This is a genomic window from uncultured Ruegeria sp., assembly GCF_947497005.1.
In the GTDB taxonomy this organism is placed as follows: domain Bacteria; phylum Pseudomonadota; class Alphaproteobacteria; order Rhodobacterales; family Rhodobacteraceae; genus Ruegeria.
Genome location: NZ_CANMFF010000010.1, coordinates 26735 through 42475, shown reverse-complemented (window position 1 = coordinate 42475; position 15741 = coordinate 26735). Strand labels below are relative to the sequence as shown.

General features: G+C 54.4%; 15 protein-coding genes and 1 pseudogene. 13 read left to right on the top strand and 3 right to left on the bottom strand.

Annotation, left to right across the window (positions count from 1 at the left end):
* The first annotated feature begins 219 nt into the window (after positions 1-219).
* The gene (locus Q0816_RS15020) at positions 220-1101 is read left to right on the top strand and encodes a hypothetical protein (protein WP_298851999.1); all 882 of its coding nucleotides are present in this window, start codon (positions 220-222) and stop codon (positions 1099-1101) included.
* On the opposite strand, the gene Q0816_RS15015 is transcribed toward Q0816_RS15020, so the two are convergent.
* Positions 1052-2629, bottom strand: a complete 1578-nt coding sequence (locus Q0816_RS15015; protein WP_298851998.1) for a winged helix-turn-helix domain-containing protein — start codon at positions 2627-2629, stop codon at positions 1052-1054. The two genes, Q0816_RS15020 and Q0816_RS15015, sit on opposite strands and share 50 nt — an antisense overlap.
* A 127-nt stretch (positions 2630-2756) precedes the next feature.
* On the opposite strand from Q0816_RS15015, the gene Q0816_RS15010 reads away from it, so the two are divergent.
* The 3 genes from Q0816_RS15010 to Q0816_RS15000 all read left to right on the top strand — a co-directional run bounded on the left by Q0816_RS15010 (position 2757) and on the right by Q0816_RS15000 (position 4970).
* Positions 2757-3689, top strand: a complete 933-nt coding sequence (locus tag Q0816_RS15010; RefSeq protein ID WP_298851997.1) for a homocysteine S-methyltransferase family protein — start codon at positions 2757-2759, stop codon at positions 3687-3689.
* Positions 3690-3803: 114 nt separating this feature from the next.
* Complete coding sequence (locus Q0816_RS15005) at positions 3804-4478, top strand: hypothetical protein (RefSeq protein WP_298851996.1); 675 nt, start codon at positions 3804-3806, stop codon at positions 4476-4478.
* A gap of 309 nt (positions 4479-4787) precedes the next feature.
* The gene (locus Q0816_RS15000; RefSeq protein WP_298851995.1) at positions 4788-4970 is read left to right on the top strand and encodes a hypothetical protein; all 183 of its coding nucleotides are present in this window, start codon (positions 4788-4790) and stop codon (positions 4968-4970) included.
* A gap of 446 nt (positions 4971-5416) precedes the next feature.
* On the opposite strand, the gene Q0816_RS14995 is transcribed toward Q0816_RS15000, so the two are convergent.
* Entirely contained in the window at positions 5417-6250 is an 834-nt protein-coding gene (locus tag Q0816_RS14995) for a LuxR C-terminal-related transcriptional regulator (RefSeq protein WP_298851994.1), read from the bottom strand.
* 147 nt (positions 6251-6397) lie between these two features.
* Here Q0816_RS14995 and Q0816_RS14990 point away from each other — a divergent pair, with 147 nt between their 5' ends.
* The 9 genes from Q0816_RS14990 (at position 6398) to Q0816_RS14950 (ending at position 14641) form a co-directional block, all read left to right on the top strand.
* Positions 6398-7651, top strand: coding sequence for a cysteine desulfurase-like protein (locus Q0816_RS14990; protein WP_298851993.1), 1254 nt, complete (start codon positions 6398-6400; stop codon positions 7649-7651).
* Positions 7652-7683: 32 nt separating this feature from the next.
* On the top strand, positions 7684-8499 hold the full coding sequence (locus Q0816_RS14985) for a transporter substrate-binding domain-containing protein (RefSeq protein WP_298851992.1): 816 nt from the start codon (positions 7684-7686) through the stop codon (positions 8497-8499).
* A gap of 98 nt (positions 8500-8597) precedes the next feature.
* Positions 8598-9293 carry an ABC transporter permease gene (locus Q0816_RS14980; protein WP_298851991.1) on the top strand — a complete coding sequence of 232 codons (696 nt, stop codon included), beginning with the start codon at positions 8598-8600 and terminating at the stop codon, positions 9291-9293.
* Positions 9290-9985 carry an ABC transporter permease gene (locus tag Q0816_RS14975; protein ID WP_298851989.1) on the top strand — a complete coding sequence of 232 codons (696 nt, stop codon included), beginning with the start codon at positions 9290-9292 and terminating at the stop codon, positions 9983-9985. The genes Q0816_RS14980 and Q0816_RS14975 overlap by 4 nt, the downstream gene beginning before the upstream one ends.
* Position 9986: 1 nt before the next feature.
* A complete protein-coding gene (locus Q0816_RS14970; protein ID WP_298851987.1) occupies positions 9987-10739 on the top strand; it encodes an amino acid ABC transporter ATP-binding protein in 753 nt (250 codons plus the stop codon).
* 13 nt (positions 10740-10752) lie between these two features.
* Positions 10753-11541, top strand: coding sequence for an inositol monophosphatase family protein (locus Q0816_RS14965; RefSeq protein WP_298851986.1), 789 nt, complete (start codon positions 10753-10755; stop codon positions 11539-11541).
* Between the two features lie 5 nt (positions 11542-11546).
* Positions 11547-12503, top strand: coding sequence for an ornithine cyclodeaminase family protein (locus Q0816_RS14960; RefSeq protein ID WP_298851985.1), 957 nt, complete (start codon positions 11547-11549; stop codon positions 12501-12503).
* A 30-nt stretch (positions 12504-12533) separates the two neighbouring features.
* Positions 12534-13682 (top strand): aminotransferase, encoded by a 1149-nt coding sequence (locus Q0816_RS14955; RefSeq protein ID WP_298851983.1) that lies wholly within the window; start codon positions 12534-12536, stop codon positions 13680-13682.
* Positions 13679-14641, top strand: a complete 963-nt coding sequence (locus tag Q0816_RS14950) for a pyridoxal-phosphate dependent enzyme (protein ID WP_298851982.1) — start codon at positions 13679-13681, stop codon at positions 14639-14641. Before Q0816_RS14955 ends, Q0816_RS14950 begins: the two co-directional genes overlap by 4 nt.
* A gap of 148 nt (positions 14642-14789) precedes the next feature.
* On the opposite strand, the pseudogene Q0816_RS14945 reads toward Q0816_RS14950, so the two are convergent.
* Positions 14790-15643 (bottom strand): annotated as a pseudogene (locus Q0816_RS14945) (transposase); the annotation flags it as partial.
* Positions 15644-15741 lie beyond the last annotated feature (98 nt).

Below are 15741 nucleotides of genomic sequence, written 5' to 3'. Positions count from 1 at the left end.
GTCGCAACCATTCGTTTAAACATCCTGGTTTTGTTCATTTTCGCGTGGCGGGGAGCTCAGTGATTGTCTTAATCTGATACCATGACACGTTTGTTCGTCTCAGTACCCATCTCGTTGGGTGCTGTAATCATCAATACAATGCCACTTTGGCTTGCGGAACTCGCATCTTGTCCGAACGTGTCTGACGGTTTGGCAGGCGGGCTCGGGAGCCTTGTGTTATTGACGACCTCATTGGCTTGTGCCGTCCCGATCAGGCATCAGCTCTTGGTCCCGGCACGCATCGTTGTCCCCGTGGCATTTGCCCTCCTCGCGGTCAGTACATCGACATCAATTTTCTTCCTCGCCACTACCTGCCTCCTCTTGGGGCTCGCTTTGGGTGTGGTCACGCGACAAGCACTGGGTTCTTTGCCCACAGGAATTGACCTGTTGGAAGCTGTCAGCGTCGCGCTCGCGATTGGGCTTGCTGTATCATTGGTTGTTTACTTGGTGGTTCCTGCCGTCAGACTAACTACGCTGTCTATACTGGCGCTTGTTTCGATTCTCTTGCTGTTTACGGGGTCAACGACTGCCTCTTCAGCAACCGGCCTCGCGGCCACGAAACTCTTTACCGGGCTTCCGTTTGGATATTTTCCCTTCTTTGTCATGATGGGAGCGTACTGGAGTTTTCTCGAACTCTATGGACAGACTCTCGACGCAGAAAGTGGATTGGCCATCTGGCTACTGCTCAGCCTTCTTTCTGGCGCAGTTGGTTCCACTCTGGCCGGAAGGCTTCCAGAAAACCTATGGCGATGGGTTCGAGTTGTTGCACTGATCGCTGCAGCTTTGACCGGCGCGGCAAGCTACGCCTTCGCTGCACCGGTATTCGTCGGTCTCAGCATTATCGCCAACGGCTTTTTTCTGTTCCTGTTCTTTCCTTTGTATCTGACGTCACAAGGAGCAAGGGCACCCCAAGCGATGGCGCTTTATCTCGTTGGTTTCGCATTTGGAGGACTTGTCGGCGCCATTCTCATCGAGTTTGGCGGGTACACGAGCCTTTCGCTGGCAATTCTGCTCAGTCCTCTTGCGGTCTGGGCAAATCCTTCATTTGGAGCGGTAAGCTGACGACCAGTCCCGCCTTCTTCCAGCCATCAAACGCTTTCTGCACCAGAGGACCGGTAAAATAGTTGAAAACCATCTCATTCGGTATGTCCGCCTCGAAGTTCGGGAGAATATTCAGAAGGGCCAGACGAGCCTCTTCCGCAGCATCAAGATTCCCAAGCTCAGCGTGAAACCACACCTGATGCGCGTGGTACCAAGGGAAGCCAGGCATCGGAACCTTCTCGATTTCAAGAAGCGCAGCCTGCCAAAAATCCCCGAGCGCTAAACGCCAGGCATGGGCGTAGTGGTACCAGCCCGGATGAATAGGGCTGAGGTCTATTGCTTGATCAAGTAACGGTATAGCTCGATCGAATTCACCCAGAAAGGCATGACAGTGGCCTATTTCTGCAAGAATATCTGCATGGCCAGAATTGAGGTTCAGGGCTATTCGAGAGGTTTCGCGGAATCCGGACAGATCACCGGTGTGGAACTGGCAAAGCGCCAGCGCCATGCGCGCGAAACCGCTCTGTGGGTCACACTCGACGCAGCGTCGCGCCGCGGCAAGCGCAAGTTGCGGGGCGTCGACGTCGGACCGTTCGTTCAGGTGGTACCGCTTTTCCTCCAAAAGAAGGAGCGCATAGGCTGCCCAGCCATCGGACGCTTTCGGATCGGCTTCCAGCAATGTTGGTAGCCGGTCTCTGAGCTCGAGGTGAAGCCGCGGGTCATATGTCCTGTAGAACTCATAGAATTGGGCGACGGCTGCATACACATCCCAAGTTTGCGCCTGTCCTCCAAGCGCGCGCTGTCGGATGCGGGTGCCGAGATCGCCATGCTGAGACGCCACACGACCAGCCGTCAGAAGCCCGATCTCGTCTTGAATATCAAACATGTCCTGAATCTTTCCAGGACGATCAAACTGCTCCATCAGAGCAATCTCGCCGGTCGAGACATCGGTGACCTGAACCGTAACCCGAAGGCGTTGCGGCGATCTGCGCAGGCTGCCTTCGACCACGAAATCGACATCGTAGGACCCCGCGATCTCCGATTGGTCCATCCCGGATGCCTGGATGTGATGCGCTGTCAGGTGCGACAGAACCCGCAAGTTGCGGAACCGGGTAAGGTTCGCGGTAACTTCTTCACTGAACCCATCGGCAATTTGCTTGTCTTCGTCTGCGGCGCTGAGGCTGCGGAAAGGAAGAACAAGTATCACCGGTTCTTTTGCCACTTGGGCCGGTTTGGCCGGGCTTCGAGCAACTCCGACGGAAAGCCGAAACCCGACGCCATGAACCGTTTCTATGATCCGCTGTTCATTGCCCGTGTCGCCGACCGCCTTCCGCGCTTCCTTCACTGCAGTTGACAGGGTGGCGTCGGTGATGATCCGACCATCCCAGACCTGCGAGATCAGATCGTCCTTACTCACTATTTGGCCATCGGCCTCGACCAAGGCGCGCAGAATGCCAGCTGTCTGTCGCGTCAGGCGGCGCACATCGTCGCCTTGCGCAGCGGTCATCTGATCAAAGTCAATCCGGGCATCTGAAATCGTGATCTGCATCTGCATCACGCTAGCGAAAAACACGTTTTGAGGAAAGCTCGGCAAAACCTCAGACTCTTCTCAGATCTGTCTCAAGCGCTCTTATCGCTGGTCCCTTAGGTCTTCCTTGAACACGAAAGGACAGACCATGAAATATCGCAACGTACTGCCCCAACTTGCCGGACAACAAATGATCACCGACGGGGGCTTGGAGACGACCCTCATTTTCCACAATGGGATCGACCTGCCGCTGTTCGCAGCATTCAAGGCGCTCGAATCCGACGACGGCCTCGCTGCAATGGACGCCTATATGGAGCGGTTCGCCAAGATCGCCGTCGATGCGAAGCGCGGCTTCGTTATGGATACGCCGACATGGCGCGCCAGCGCTCGATGGGCGGCAGAGCTAGGCATGCCCCAAGACGGCCTGCGTGCCGTTCATCGCGAGGCGATCTGCACATTGACCCGGTTGCGCGACCGCTTCGAGACGGATCAATGCCCCTTTGTCATCAATGGTGTCATAGGCCCCCAGGATGACGGCTATGCCCCCGCTCGCGTCATGAAGGCGGCACAGGCAGAAACCTATCACGCCGCCCAGATTGGCTGGTTCGACGAATTTGGTGCTGACATGGTGTCTGCCATCACAATGACCTACTCTGATGAGGCCATTGGGATCGCCAGCGCGGCGAAAACGAAAAGTATGCCGGTCGCGATTGCCTTCACCGTCGAGATCGATGGGCGATTGCCTTCAGGAGAGACCCTGGCGGACGCAATCCGCGCCGTCGATGAGGCGACAGACGATTACCCGGCGTATTACATGATCAACTGCGCCCATCCCGATCACTTTGCGCACGTGTTGCACGGTGACTGGACCAAGCGGATCATGGGGCTCCGGGCGAACGCGTCGCGGATGAGCCACGCAGAACTAGATACGTCTGACACGCTCGATGACGGCGATCCCGTGGAACTTGGGCAACTCTATTCCGGGTTGTCTGCCCTTCTGCCACATCTCACCGTTATGGGTGGATGCTGCGGCACCGACCACCGCCACATCGCCGCGATTTGCCAGGCGACCACCACCTGACACCCGCCATTCCGGACGCCCAGGCGCCCCTAAACCAACAGTCGCGTTCGGGGCCTGCTCCTCGCGCACTGTACCCCTGATCCAAATCCAACCCTGCCTCAAAGGATAAAACCAATGTTCAAATCCACACTCCCTGCTCTGGCCATGCTGGCATCTGCCAGCATCGCGACGGCCGACGGTGCCCCGATGTCCTTCGATGTCGCCGAAGACCTGACGCGTTTTGTTTTCGCGTCAGAGCCCGTGTTTGACGATGGCATGCCCGCCTACGGCAACGCTTTCATCACCGAAGGGTACATCTACGAAGACGGTACACTTGATGACGGCGCCGAAGGCACGCTTGCCGATGGCAGCGCGGCGTTTCCAGATAAGGTGATTGGCCGCTGGACCTGTGATGGTTTCTTTGTCGGCGACGGCGCACGCACACTGACCGGGGCGATGGTCATCACCCGCCAGGTGTTCGAATTCGATAGCGGCGAAATCCTGGTCAACCAAGGAACCGAACTGGCCGATATCGACGTTGAAGCGCCGCGCATGATCACCGGTGGCACCGGCATCTACGCGCACGTCGGTAGCGAAATGTCTCAAACGCTTCTTGGCATGACCGAGGGCTATGGCGTGCGCCTGTCCATCGATATTCCGGTGAAAAAACAAGCTTCATCGGCCCGCACGGGAGCTTCATCGGCCTGGCGCCATTCCTATTACGATCAAATCGACGAAACGGACCATACAGAGTGGGATTCCGGTTTTCCCGTTGGCCCAATCGAGGGTGTTACCGCACCTGCGTCCTAAGCGGAAACCACAATCTGCCTTTGCCCGTTTTCAAACTGGGCAAAGGTATCTCTCCAATCGTCCTTTGAAAGGCAAAGGTCATGAAAGACTTTCCCGGCTACACCATCCGCCCTGTATTGCGCGGGGATGCTGAGGAACTGGCCCGCCTCATCGACATTTCTGGTGAGAGTATTCCCTCGTGGATTTGGGCACAAAGTGCCGCGAAAAGCCAAGGCCTACTGGATATCGGTATCGCGCGCGCAACGCGAAAGCGGAGGCTTCACATATCGAAATGCCATTGTCGCAGAATGCGCGGGTCAGGTGCTCGGCATGGCACTCACTTATCCGATTGACGAAGCACCCGGGGCCGCTGCAGCCGATCTGCTCGCTCAAATTGCGCCCTTTGTCCCGTTGGAGGCGCAACCTGTCGGGGCATGGTACGTCAACGCCCTCGCGGTCCGGGCAGGGGCGCGAAGTAACATAATGGGTACCGAGACCTTATGGCCGCGATAGAACACCAAGCCACAGACGCTGGATTGCCGCACTCAGTATTCAGGTCTATTCCCAGAACGTTGGTGCGGTCCGGTGTACCACAAACTTGGGTTCGAAACTGGTGGTCGCGCTCCGGTTCAACTGCATCCATGCCAGCTCTACTACATTGGCGGTGTGTTACTTCTTGTGAAATCCTTGGCACCTCACAGCACCCTGTTCCAGGAGCAGAGCCCCCGATGACTGTTATGAATATCAACCCTCGAAGCGTAATCCGTGGCGACCTCTTTTTTACAATTTTGTATTAGACGCCCTTACCGCCAGGCAGGCGGAGTTCGAACGCTGGCGTGTGGACCGCGTGTTTGGCGAGTTGAGTGCTCTATCCGATTTGCAACATCGTCCGCTCAAGGGGTTGTGCGGCGGGCGGCAAAGGGCTGCACTGCTGGCTGCTTTCTGGATTCAGGAACCTGTTATTGTAGATGCAATAGAAACAAGCTGAACAACTCCGCCTGAGAAGATATCTGCAACTTGCTGTAGATATTGCGTCGGTGGGTTTTGACCGTCGACAGTGAGACACAAAGTTTCAACGCAATCGAATTGCTGTTGTGGCCGACAAGTATCAGCTGAACAACTTCGCGTTCTCGGTCGGTCAGAGCGTCGCCACCAAAGTCCTGGAAACGCTCTTCCTGACCCGGGCGCGCATGATGCTCAAAGCTCTGGGGACAAATCTCAAACTGCTTATTCATAACCGCATCCAATATCGGAAAGCAGTCCTGCAATCGCTTTTCGTGATCTTTGTGAAGTGTTCCGTCCATCTCGGTCAGGAATGTGAAGTCGATCGCTGTCCCATTGGGAAGATTGATCAGGACAATAAATTCCGTCATGTTTTTGGGCCAGCCGGGAGTACGATAACCAATCGATTCGCTGTCTTCGATGCGGATCTCAAAATCGGTGGACCCGATGATATCATCATAGCCTTCCGGGATGAAATCCGAGATTAGAAAAACGCCGGAATTGGCCCCGTGTTGAAAGGCCCGATAAGTCGGGTTGATGACATAAGTGAAGTTCAGATAGTTCTCAAAGCCTCGTTTGTACGCGACATCACGCGGGTGATTGCTCAGGGCCACGGGGGCCGTGTCTTTGGAGTATTGAAAGATGTGAACCCATTTGAATGGCAATGCCTCGCCCAGAATACTCGCAAGGCCGTCAAAAAAACGATCCGAGCCAATAAGCGAAATCATCGATGCAAAAAGCGCGCCTTCGATCTGGGGCGTTCGCAATGTTGTTGAGGCATCTCTTGGCATGTAAAACCATAGCTTTACAGGGGTTTGAATTACAAGATTTTCTGCGGCCTCGTCATCCTTTGGGATGATGGACCGACCTGACAGTTTGCTTCTACCGTCGAATCGATGGCCAGCAACGATCTGGCCGTGGGAATTTAGGACGGCTGCATGAAATTTCCGATTTCAGACGTAAGGGCTCGCTTCCCGGCACTTGCGATACGCGACGATGGCTGCGGTCGCATTTATGCGGACAACCCTGCGGGAACGCAGGTTCCTGCTTCGGTTGCTGAAGCGGTATCGCAATACATGCTGACGACATCAGCGAATGCCGGGGGACATTTTAACACGAGTGTTGAAACGGACCGCATAACACTAAAGTCCCATGACGATGCAGCTGTGTTTCTGGGTGCGTCGTCGGGCCGGGAAGTGGTCATTGGTCAAAGCATGACTGCGCTGACATTTCACATGTCACGCAGCATTTGCCGGGACTTTGAACCAGGTGACGAAATCATCATTACCCGAATGGAACATGAAGGAAATGTTGGGCCTTGGTTGACGATTGCCGAAGACATGGGGCTGGTTGTCCGCTGGCTCGATTTCAACCGCGAAACATGGGTTGTGGAACCGGAAGACCTGAGTGCGCTGCTGACAGATAGGACGCGATTGTTGGCGCTGAACCATGCGAGCAACATGACAGGATCTATCAATGATGTTGCGGGCCTGTCCGCCATGGCAAAAGACGCGGGCGCGCTTGTGTTCGTGGACGCAGTGCAACTGGCGCCGCATCACTTAGTCGACGTGCAGGCGCTTGGTTGCGACTTTCTGGCCTGTTCGTCTTACAAGTTTTTTGGTCCGCATCTGGGGTTGCTTTGGGGACGCAAGGATATCCTGCAAGATCTTTATCCCTACAAGGGGCGCTGCGTATCGGATGATACGCCGGATCGGTTTGAACTTGGTACGCCGCAGTTTGAGCTGCTGGCCGGACTATCTGCGACAGTCGCGTATTTTGAGGATTTGGGCCGACTGGAATCGGCATCAGATAATCGCCGCGCGCTGATAACGACCGCTTATCAGATGTCACGGGATTACGAAGAGCCACTGACCAATATGCTGATTGATGGGTTGGCCCAGATTCCTGGCGTGTCGATTTATGGGATCACGAATCCAAATCGTGTTAAACACCGGGTGCCAACTGTCTCGATCCGGCACTCCAGTGTGAAGCCGACTGAAATCGCGCGGGCACTGGCCTTTGCGGGCATCCATGTCTGGCATGGTCACAACTATGCATATGAACCGGCACGCGCGTTGAACCTGCCGCTGGACGAGGGTGTCGTCCGCATCGGGCTGGCACATTACAACACGAATGATGAGGTCGAGAGCATTATCGACGAAGTTCAAAAGACTGTCGCGCGAACAAAATAGAGACTGAAAAGTCCATCAACCTGGAGGAAGAAATGAAACTGACAATGCTTAGAAATCTGGCCATTGGCCTGTCCGCGGCGCTGACGCTTGGAACAGCGGGCACTGCTTCTGCGGAAACCCTTCGCGTAGGAATGGAATGTACCTATGCGCCTTTCAACTACAAGACTGCTGACGGTGAGCTGGCTGGATACGACGTAGATGTCGCCAACGGGGTTGCCGCCATCATCGGCGTGGAACTGGAGTTTGTCTGTCAGGAATGGGACGGTATGATACCTGCCCTGCTGGCCAACAAATTTGATCTGATCATTGCATCCATGTCGATCACCGAAAAGCGCAAGGAGAAGATCGACTTTTCCGGTCCTTACCGCTTCTCGACCGGTCAAATGCTTGGTCCGAAGTCTAAGGAAATGGACCTGTTTGACGATGCGGGCAATCCAATTCCCGATAATTTCAACGGCCTGCGTGTCGGCCTGGAACGGGCCACCACCTATGCCAGCTGGTTTGAAGACGTTTTGCCGGGTGCCGATGTGGTTTTGTACGACGGTTCAGAGCCCTTGTATCTGGATCTGCAAAATGGTCGTGTCGATTTGATCATGACCAACCCAATGAAGGCGCATCTGAAATTTCTGAGCAAGGAAGACGGTGCCGGGTTTGAATTCAAAGGCCCTGTAGTTGACGAAGAAAAATACTTCGGAATCGGTGTGGGTATCGGAATGCGTCAGGGTGAAGATGAACTGAAGGGTCGCCTGAACAGCGCGCTCAAAGAACTGATCAATTCCGGTGAACTGGAAGGTTACGCAATGAAAATTTTCCCCTTCAAACTGCACAAGGATGAATGGGGGCAGTAAACTACTTCTCCCTGGCAGGCGGCAGGCGCATTCCAGTGTCCTGCCGCTGAGATTTGGGAAGAGGGAACGGCATCCGTTCATAAGGCAGAGGACAGGGCGTGGACGTACTAACCGGCTGGTGGGATGACTATTTCTGGGGCGCAATTGTCGTCGGACAGGTCTTCATGTGTTCGCTGGGCCTGATGATAATTTTCGGGCTGTTGGGGGCGATGGCCAAACTGTCCAATAGCCGCGTTGCTCAGAAAATCGCTGGTGCGTATACGGTGATCTTTCGCGGTACGCCGGAGATCCTGGTCATTCTGCTGCTTTATTTCGGATCGGCAATCACTCTGACCGCGATCGCACAAATCTTCAATCCAGAGATCAAGTTTGTCGATGTACCGCCATTTTGGGCCGGCACGATAGCGATCTCAATTATCGTGGGATCCTATGCCACCGAAACTTTTCGCGGTGCGTTTCTGGGCGTTAACCCCGGTAGTATCGAGGCGGCCCGCGCATTGGGGATGAGCAATCTGCAAACATTCATCTACGTGCGCATTCCCGAGATGTGGCGACTGGCGTTGCCGCCGTTCGGAAACCACATGTTGTCGCTGATCAAGGACACCGCGCTGATATCAATCATCGGGTTGAATGAAACGATGTTTGTGGCCAAGCAGGCGATTACAGTCACGGGTAAACCGTTTACGATGTATATCGTCGTCGGTGCTATCTATCTGGGCTTTTCTACGATCATTACCCTGGTTGTGATGGGAATTGAAAAATTTGGTGAACGCACCACGATAGGTGCCAAATGAGCTTTGATCTCAACCTTATTGCCGAAAGCCTGCCATTAATGCTGATGGGCATCGGGATAACGTTCAAGCTGTTGATCGTGTCAGGATTTCTTGGGCTGATACTGGCGATCTGTCTGTTGTTGATGCGGATCAGTGGCAGGTGGTTTCTGAATTTTCCAGCACAGGTTTACATCTATGTATTCCGGGGCACACCGATCCTGGTACAGATTTTCATCATCTACTACGGCCTGCCGCAGTTCGAGGCGGTACGCGACAGCATCTTCTGGCCCATCCTGCGCGAACCGACGGGTTGTGCGATCCTGGCGCTGACATTGAACACCGGGGCCTATGTTTCGGAAATTTTGCGCGGTGGCGTGTTGGGCGTGAGCAAAGGCGTGTTAGAGGCTGGTTCAGCCCTAGGCATGTCCGCACGGCAGAATTTCATCTACCTCACTGCCCCGATCGCTACGCGACTGGCGCTGCCGGCCTACAGCAATGATGTGATCAGCCTGCTGAAATCTACTGCGCTGGCCAGCACAATCACTATTGCGGATATGACTGGCATCGCGCGGACCATCGTGGCCGATACTTATGCACCTTATGAAATCTTCATATCGCTTGCGATCGTCTACATGATTTTCACATTCGGGATTCAGAAACTGTTCGGTGTGATTGAAAGATATCTCGGCCGATACATGGAACGGGAGGGGTAACATGAGCACAGCAGACGCGCAGCCTTTGATCCAGATGCAGGGGGTCAACAAATTCTTCGGAAAGTTTCAAGCGCTCAAGAACATCAATCTTGAGGTGCGTAAGGGCGAGCGCATTGTGGTTTGCGGACCGTCTGGCTCGGGTAAATCAACGATGATCCGTTGCATCAACCGACTGGAAGAGCACAATGATGGCCATATCGTCATTGGTGGCAAAGAACTGACTGATCAGATCGAAGACATCAATGCGGTGCGCCGCGAAGTTGGTATGGTTTTCCAAAGCTTCAACCTGTTTCCGCACATGACAATCGTCAAAAACCTGATGCTGGCACAACAACTGGTTCGCAAGATATCCAAGACCAAGGCCCGTGAGACGGCGATGCACTATCTGGAACGGGTGAAGATACCTGAACAGGCTAACAAATACCCGATTGCGCTGTCAGGGGGACAACAGCAACGGGTCGCTATCGCGCGTGCGCTATGCATGAAGCCTGAGATAATGCTGTTTGATGAACCCACATCCGCACTGGACCCGGAAATGATAAACGAGGTTCTTGAGGTCATGGTCGATCTGGCCAAAGAGGGTATGACCATGATCTGTGTGACCCATGAAATGGGATTTGCCCGCTCTGTCGCCGATCGTGTGATTTTCATGGATAAAGGCGAAATTGTTGAAGAAGCACCGCCAACTGAATTCTTCGAAAACCCGAGAAGCGAACGCACCAAAAATTTCCTAAGCCAGATCCTCTCTCATTGAAGGCATCATTCAGATGACATCCGAACTCCCCCAACATGCTGATTTTCTGTCCTTTGCAGAGACCCTGGCCGATGCCAGCCGCTCGATGTTACTGATGGCGTCACAGAAATTGCCCGAAGTTACGATCAAGGCCGATGCGTCGTATGTGACCACAACCGACAAGGCGGTCGAGGAAAAGCTGCGCGAGATGATCATATCCCGTTATCCCGAACACGGGATATTTGGTGAAGAATTTGAGAACATTAACACAGATGCGGAGTTTGTCTGGGTACTTGATCCCATAGATGGCACCGCAGCATTTGTTGCCGGGATACCCGTTTACGGCACGTTGATTGCGCTGGCGTGGAAGGGCAAACCCTTTATCGGGGTTATTGATCACCCACTGACTGATGACCGCTGGGCTGGGGTTAACAACATATGCGCATTTCATAACGGCAAGCCTGTAAAGACCCGAGCCTGTGAGGCGCTTAGCTCGGCCTATGTTACATGTAGCAACTCTGATTTCATGTCATCTGATCAACTGGCGCGGTTTACCACGCTGCGCAAAAAAGTGGCCTATGTCCAATATGGTGGCTCGTGTTTTTCATACGGTGTTCTGGCGTCAGGTCGAACCGATTTCGCCGTTGATGCGGGCCTTGATGCCTTTGATATTTACGCGTGCGCGGCGGTAATTCAGGGCGCGGGCGGCATTGTAACCACATGGGACGGATCGGAATTATCATTTGACATGGACGGCACGGTGCTGGCGGCTGGCGATAAATCCCGATTGCCGGAAATCATCCTTTCGCTGAACGAAAGTTAACTCACATGACCAACCAGGCCACGCCCAAGATTCTTGACGCGACTGCCGTGGATGCGTTGCTTCCGGGGCTGGATGTCAAATCTGAACTAACGACGCTTTTCCAGGCGCTTGGAACCGAGCGAGCAGTCCAACCGCCACAAACCATCACAGATTTTCCGAATGCCAAGGGTGACTTCATTACTTATCTGGGCGCGGTTGCTGATATGGGCGTTTTTGGCGCCAAACTGTCCCCCTACATTGTCACAGATGCCACCCCGGTCATAACCGCTTGGACCTGCCTGATGTCGATGGAAACCGGGGATCCACTAATGTGGTGCGATAGTGGCAGGCTGACCATTGAACGTACGGCAGGAACCACTGCACTGGCCGTTGACTTGCTTGCCCCGGCAAACGCCCATCGACTGGCAATCATAGGCAGCGGCGCAGTGGCTGAAGCGCATTTTCAACACGTCCAGGATTTGCGAAACTGGACAAGCGTGACTGTCTATTCGCCGGGGTTGATCGCTGATCCAGAACGTCAGGCAAAGTGGCGTAGTTTTGACGGCAAGATCGAAATCGCCGCCGATAGTTCAAGTTGTCTGACCGGGTGCGATGTGGTCATGTTGTGCACGTCTTCAGGAACGCCGGTGATCGACCCGAAAGACACCGGAAAGCCGTCCCTGTTTACGTCTATCAGCACGAACGTTGCTAACGCCCACGAGGTTGCGCCCGACTTCCTGCCCTTGGCCGATGTGTTTTGCGACTACCTTCCGACGACACCCGGCAGTGCTGGCGAGATGAAATTGGCCACGGCAGCGGGCGACTGGTCTGCGGATCAGATTTGCGGCGACCTGGCGCAACTGGTCTGCGGAACTTGCCCAAAACCCAACTATGAAAAATCCGTTTTTTTTCGTTCGATCGGACTAGGGTTGGAAGATATCGCGATGGCCCATGGCATCTATAAACTCTCGCAGATCTACTGACACCGGGCGCACAGCAACAAGGATCGCACAATGAAAATCAAACCATTTGGTGTCGAAATCTGGATGAATGAATTCGAGAACCACTGCGAATTCAATCTGGGCGAAACCTGTGTGGCATCTTTGACAATTGATCAGTTGCTACGAATGTCCGGCAAGAACGACACAGTTCTGAGTGACCTGTTGCCAATGAAAATGACCTACGGCGCCATTCAGGGCTCGGACCGGCTACGCGACAATATATGCACGCTCTACAAGCATCAGACGCGCGACAACATCGTTGTGACCCACGGGGCAATCGGCGCAAACGCTCTGGTGCACGAAACACTGGTCGAACCCGGTGATCATGTGATTTCGGTGCGGCCGACCTATCAACAGCATTATTCGATCCCCGAGAGCTATGGTGCGACGGTCGAAATACTGAACCTGAGACCAGAAAACGGCTTCCTGCCCGATCTGGAAGAATTTGCCGCTTTGATCCGCCCGAATACCAAGCTGGTTGTGATCAACAACCCCAACAACCCAACCGGTGCGGTGATGGATGGCGACTTCCTGAACAAGTTCATCGATATTGCCCGGTCAAGCGATGCCTACATCCTGTGTGACGAAGTATATCGCGGCACTGGCCAGATCGGAGACGGCTTTTCCCCCGCGATTGCCGATCTGTACGACAAAGGCATCAGTGTTGCGGGCATGTCCAAGACCTTTTCTCTGGCTGGGCTGCGGCTGGGTTGGATTGCAGGTCCTGTTGACGTGCTTGAGGCTGTGTCCATCCACCGCGACTACAACACGATCAGCGTGGGCATGCTGGATGATTACTTTGCCGCCATGGCGCTGGAAGCCAAGGAAAGGATTCTCGAACGCAGCCAGCGCATCACCCGGCAGAACTTGCGGATTCTTGACGACTGGGTGGCCAACGAACCCGCGATATCATACATCAAACCGCAAGGCGGAACGACAGCGTTGCTGAAATATGATTTTGATATGCCGTCGCGTGATTTCTGTGTTCAGCTTTTGCAGGCAACCGGTGTCATGCTCACCCCAGGATCGGTGATGCATATGGAAGGCTGGTTGCGCATTGGATACGCCAACAGCCCTGAGATTCTAACAGCTGGATTAGCCAAGATGAGCGAATTTATCGCGAACCTGCCCCGTCCGGACATCACGCGAGAAAAGACATGAATGCACTTGTGAAGGAAACCGCACAAAATGCCGTAAAGGCCCGCGACCGTATCAGGGATTACATCTACGAAACTCCGTTGCTGCCCTCGCAGCAACTGGGCGAAGACCTGGACTGCCGGCTGCGTTTCAAGGCCGAGAACTTTCAACACACAGGCTCGTTCAAAATGCGTGGTGCGGCCAGTAAAATGACTTCGATTACGGGTGATACCGGATTGATCACCGCCTCTTCCGGCAACCACGGAATTGCGTGTTCACGCGCGGCGGCGCGTGTCGGAAAAAACCTGACAGTCGTGTTGCCCGAGACTGTCGCAAAGCCAAAATTGGCAAAAATTCAATCATTTGGCGTCGAGGTCATCCTGCATGGTCAGGAATCAGGTCAGGCCGAAACGTACGCACAATCACTCGCTGCTTCGCGTGGGTTGTCCTACGTCTCGCCTTATAACGATCCTGTTGTAATTGCCGGTCAAGGCACGATCGGGCTGGAGCTGCTGGAGCAAACGGACCAGATCGACAACGTCTTCATCTCCATGGGCGGCGGTGGCTTGATCGGCGGCGTAGGGGCCGCGTTGAAAAACGCCAATCCCGGCACCCGAGTGTTTGGCGTGTCGGCGAAAAACTCTGCGGCACTGGCCGCCTCGATGAGCGCGGGTGAAGTAGTAGAAACAGACCACTACGACACGCTCGCAGACGGGGTCGCCGGGGGCGTCGATGCCGACAGCGTTACCTTGCCTTTGGCAATGCAGGTGATCGACGAAGTACTGATCTGCGATGAGGCTGAAATTGTGTCCGCCCTTCAGGCGATGGCGCTAAAGGAAAATCAACTTGTGGAGGGGGCAGCCGCCCTTGCCCTTGCCGGATTATTCCAGATTTCCGAACGTCTGCATGGGCAAGCCAATGTCGTATTGTTGTGTGGCGCAAATTTTGATTCAAAGAACGTAATGTCAGTTATCAGCGCGTAGCGTCCCTTGTCACTTACCATTGAATTGCGCTCATTTGCTGGCACACAACAAAGAACTCCTGATGGGGTGATGCCTGTCCGTCGTCAGGAATTTTGGGACAGATTGCAGCCTGAGCTAAGAGAGGGTCTGGCGCATCTGGTTGGTTTGATTATGCGGCGGATTTGCGGTGAAGCAAGCGCCGGGTTTTGATGGTCTTTCGTTTGATCCTTTCTCTTTGTTGGAGGATGGTCTGGCCGCGTCCGAACTAGACATCGGCTAGGGTGAGGTTTTGCAGTCTCTCGTGATAGCGTCGATGGTTGTAGTGATCGACGAAGGCATCGATCTGTTACCTTAGATTGCCAGGCAGATAGTAGTTTTTCAGCAGGATGCGGTTCTTCAAGGTCTGGTGCCATCGCTCGATCTTCCCCTGAGTTTGCGGGTGATACGGAGCACCTCGAATATGATCCATCTGCCGGTCCTCCAGCCAATCGGCCAACTCGCTGAAGATGTAACTGGGCCCGGTGTCGCTGAGCAGCCGTGGCTTATGCAAAACCGTCGCCTGATCACAACCTGAGGCTTGCAACGCCGATCCAGCATGTCGGTCACATCGCCCGACTTCATCGTCGTGCAAAGCTTCCAGGCGATGATGTGGCGGCTGTAATCATCGAGGATGGTCGACAGATAGAACCAGCCCCAGCCGATGACTTTCAGGTAAGTGAAGTCGGTCTGCCAGAGTAGGTTCAGCCGAGTGGTTTTCTCGTGAAACTCGTCTGCGGCCGACAGAACCACTTAGGCTGGGCTGGTGATCAGGTCATAAGACTTAAGCATGCGATATCCGTTCGTCGGGTGATCCGTCCACTGGACGGATCACTGATCCTCCTTACCCTCTGACACAAAATACTGTTCCGTGTCAGTGAACCGCACAGCCAACTCGCGCGGCGACAGCTCGCTTTCCTTCAGGGCCAAGTCCTTGATCTTCTCTCGACCCGGCTCGGGAATGCGGTTCCAGACCCGTGACGGCTTGGGGCCCTTTCGTGCACGCGACATTCCGGATGACCTGATCGAAAACTACGCAAGGGGCTCAAGCTTGCAGGGTGGACGTTTGAGGAATGCCTGAAGTT

Coding starts and splice junctions, on each gene's coding strand:
- Q0816_RS15005 (WP_298851996.1), top strand. CDS start 3,804: ATGTTCAAATCCACACTCCCTGCTCTGGCCATGCTGGCATCTGCCAGC.
- Q0816_RS14975 (WP_298851989.1), top strand. CDS start 9,290: ATGAGCTTTGATCTCAACCTTATTGCCGAAAGCCTGCCATTAATGCTG.
- Q0816_RS14965 (WP_298851986.1), top strand. CDS start 10,753: ATGACATCCGAACTCCCCCAACATGCTGATTTTCTGTCCTTTGCAGAG.
- Q0816_RS15010 (WP_298851997.1), top strand. CDS start 2,757: ATGAAATATCGCAACGTACTGCCCCAACTTGCCGGACAACAAATGATC.
- Q0816_RS14970 (WP_298851987.1), top strand. CDS start 9,987: ATGAGCACAGCAGACGCGCAGCCTTTGATCCAGATGCAGGGGGTCAAC.
- Q0816_RS14960 (WP_298851985.1), top strand. CDS start 11,547: ATGACCAACCAGGCCACGCCCAAGATTCTTGACGCGACTGCCGTGGAT.
- Q0816_RS14950 (WP_298851982.1), top strand. CDS start 13,679: ATGAATGCACTTGTGAAGGAAACCGCACAAAATGCCGTAAAGGCCCGC.
- Q0816_RS15015 (WP_298851998.1), bottom strand. CDS start 2,629: ATGCAGATCACGATTTCAGATGCCCGGATTGACTTTGATCAGATGACC.
- Q0816_RS14995 (WP_298851994.1), bottom strand. CDS start 6,250: ATGCCAAGAGATGCCTCAACAACATTGCGAACGCCCCAGATCGAAGGC.
- Q0816_RS15000 (WP_298851995.1), top strand. CDS start 4,788: ATGGCACTCACTTATCCGATTGACGAAGCACCCGGGGCCGCTGCAGCC.
- Q0816_RS14985 (WP_298851992.1), top strand. CDS start 7,684: ATGAAACTGACAATGCTTAGAAATCTGGCCATTGGCCTGTCCGCGGCG.
- Q0816_RS14990 (WP_298851993.1), top strand. CDS start 6,398: ATGAAATTTCCGATTTCAGACGTAAGGGCTCGCTTCCCGGCACTTGCG.
- Q0816_RS14955 (WP_298851983.1), top strand. CDS start 12,534: ATGAAAATCAAACCATTTGGTGTCGAAATCTGGATGAATGAATTCGAG.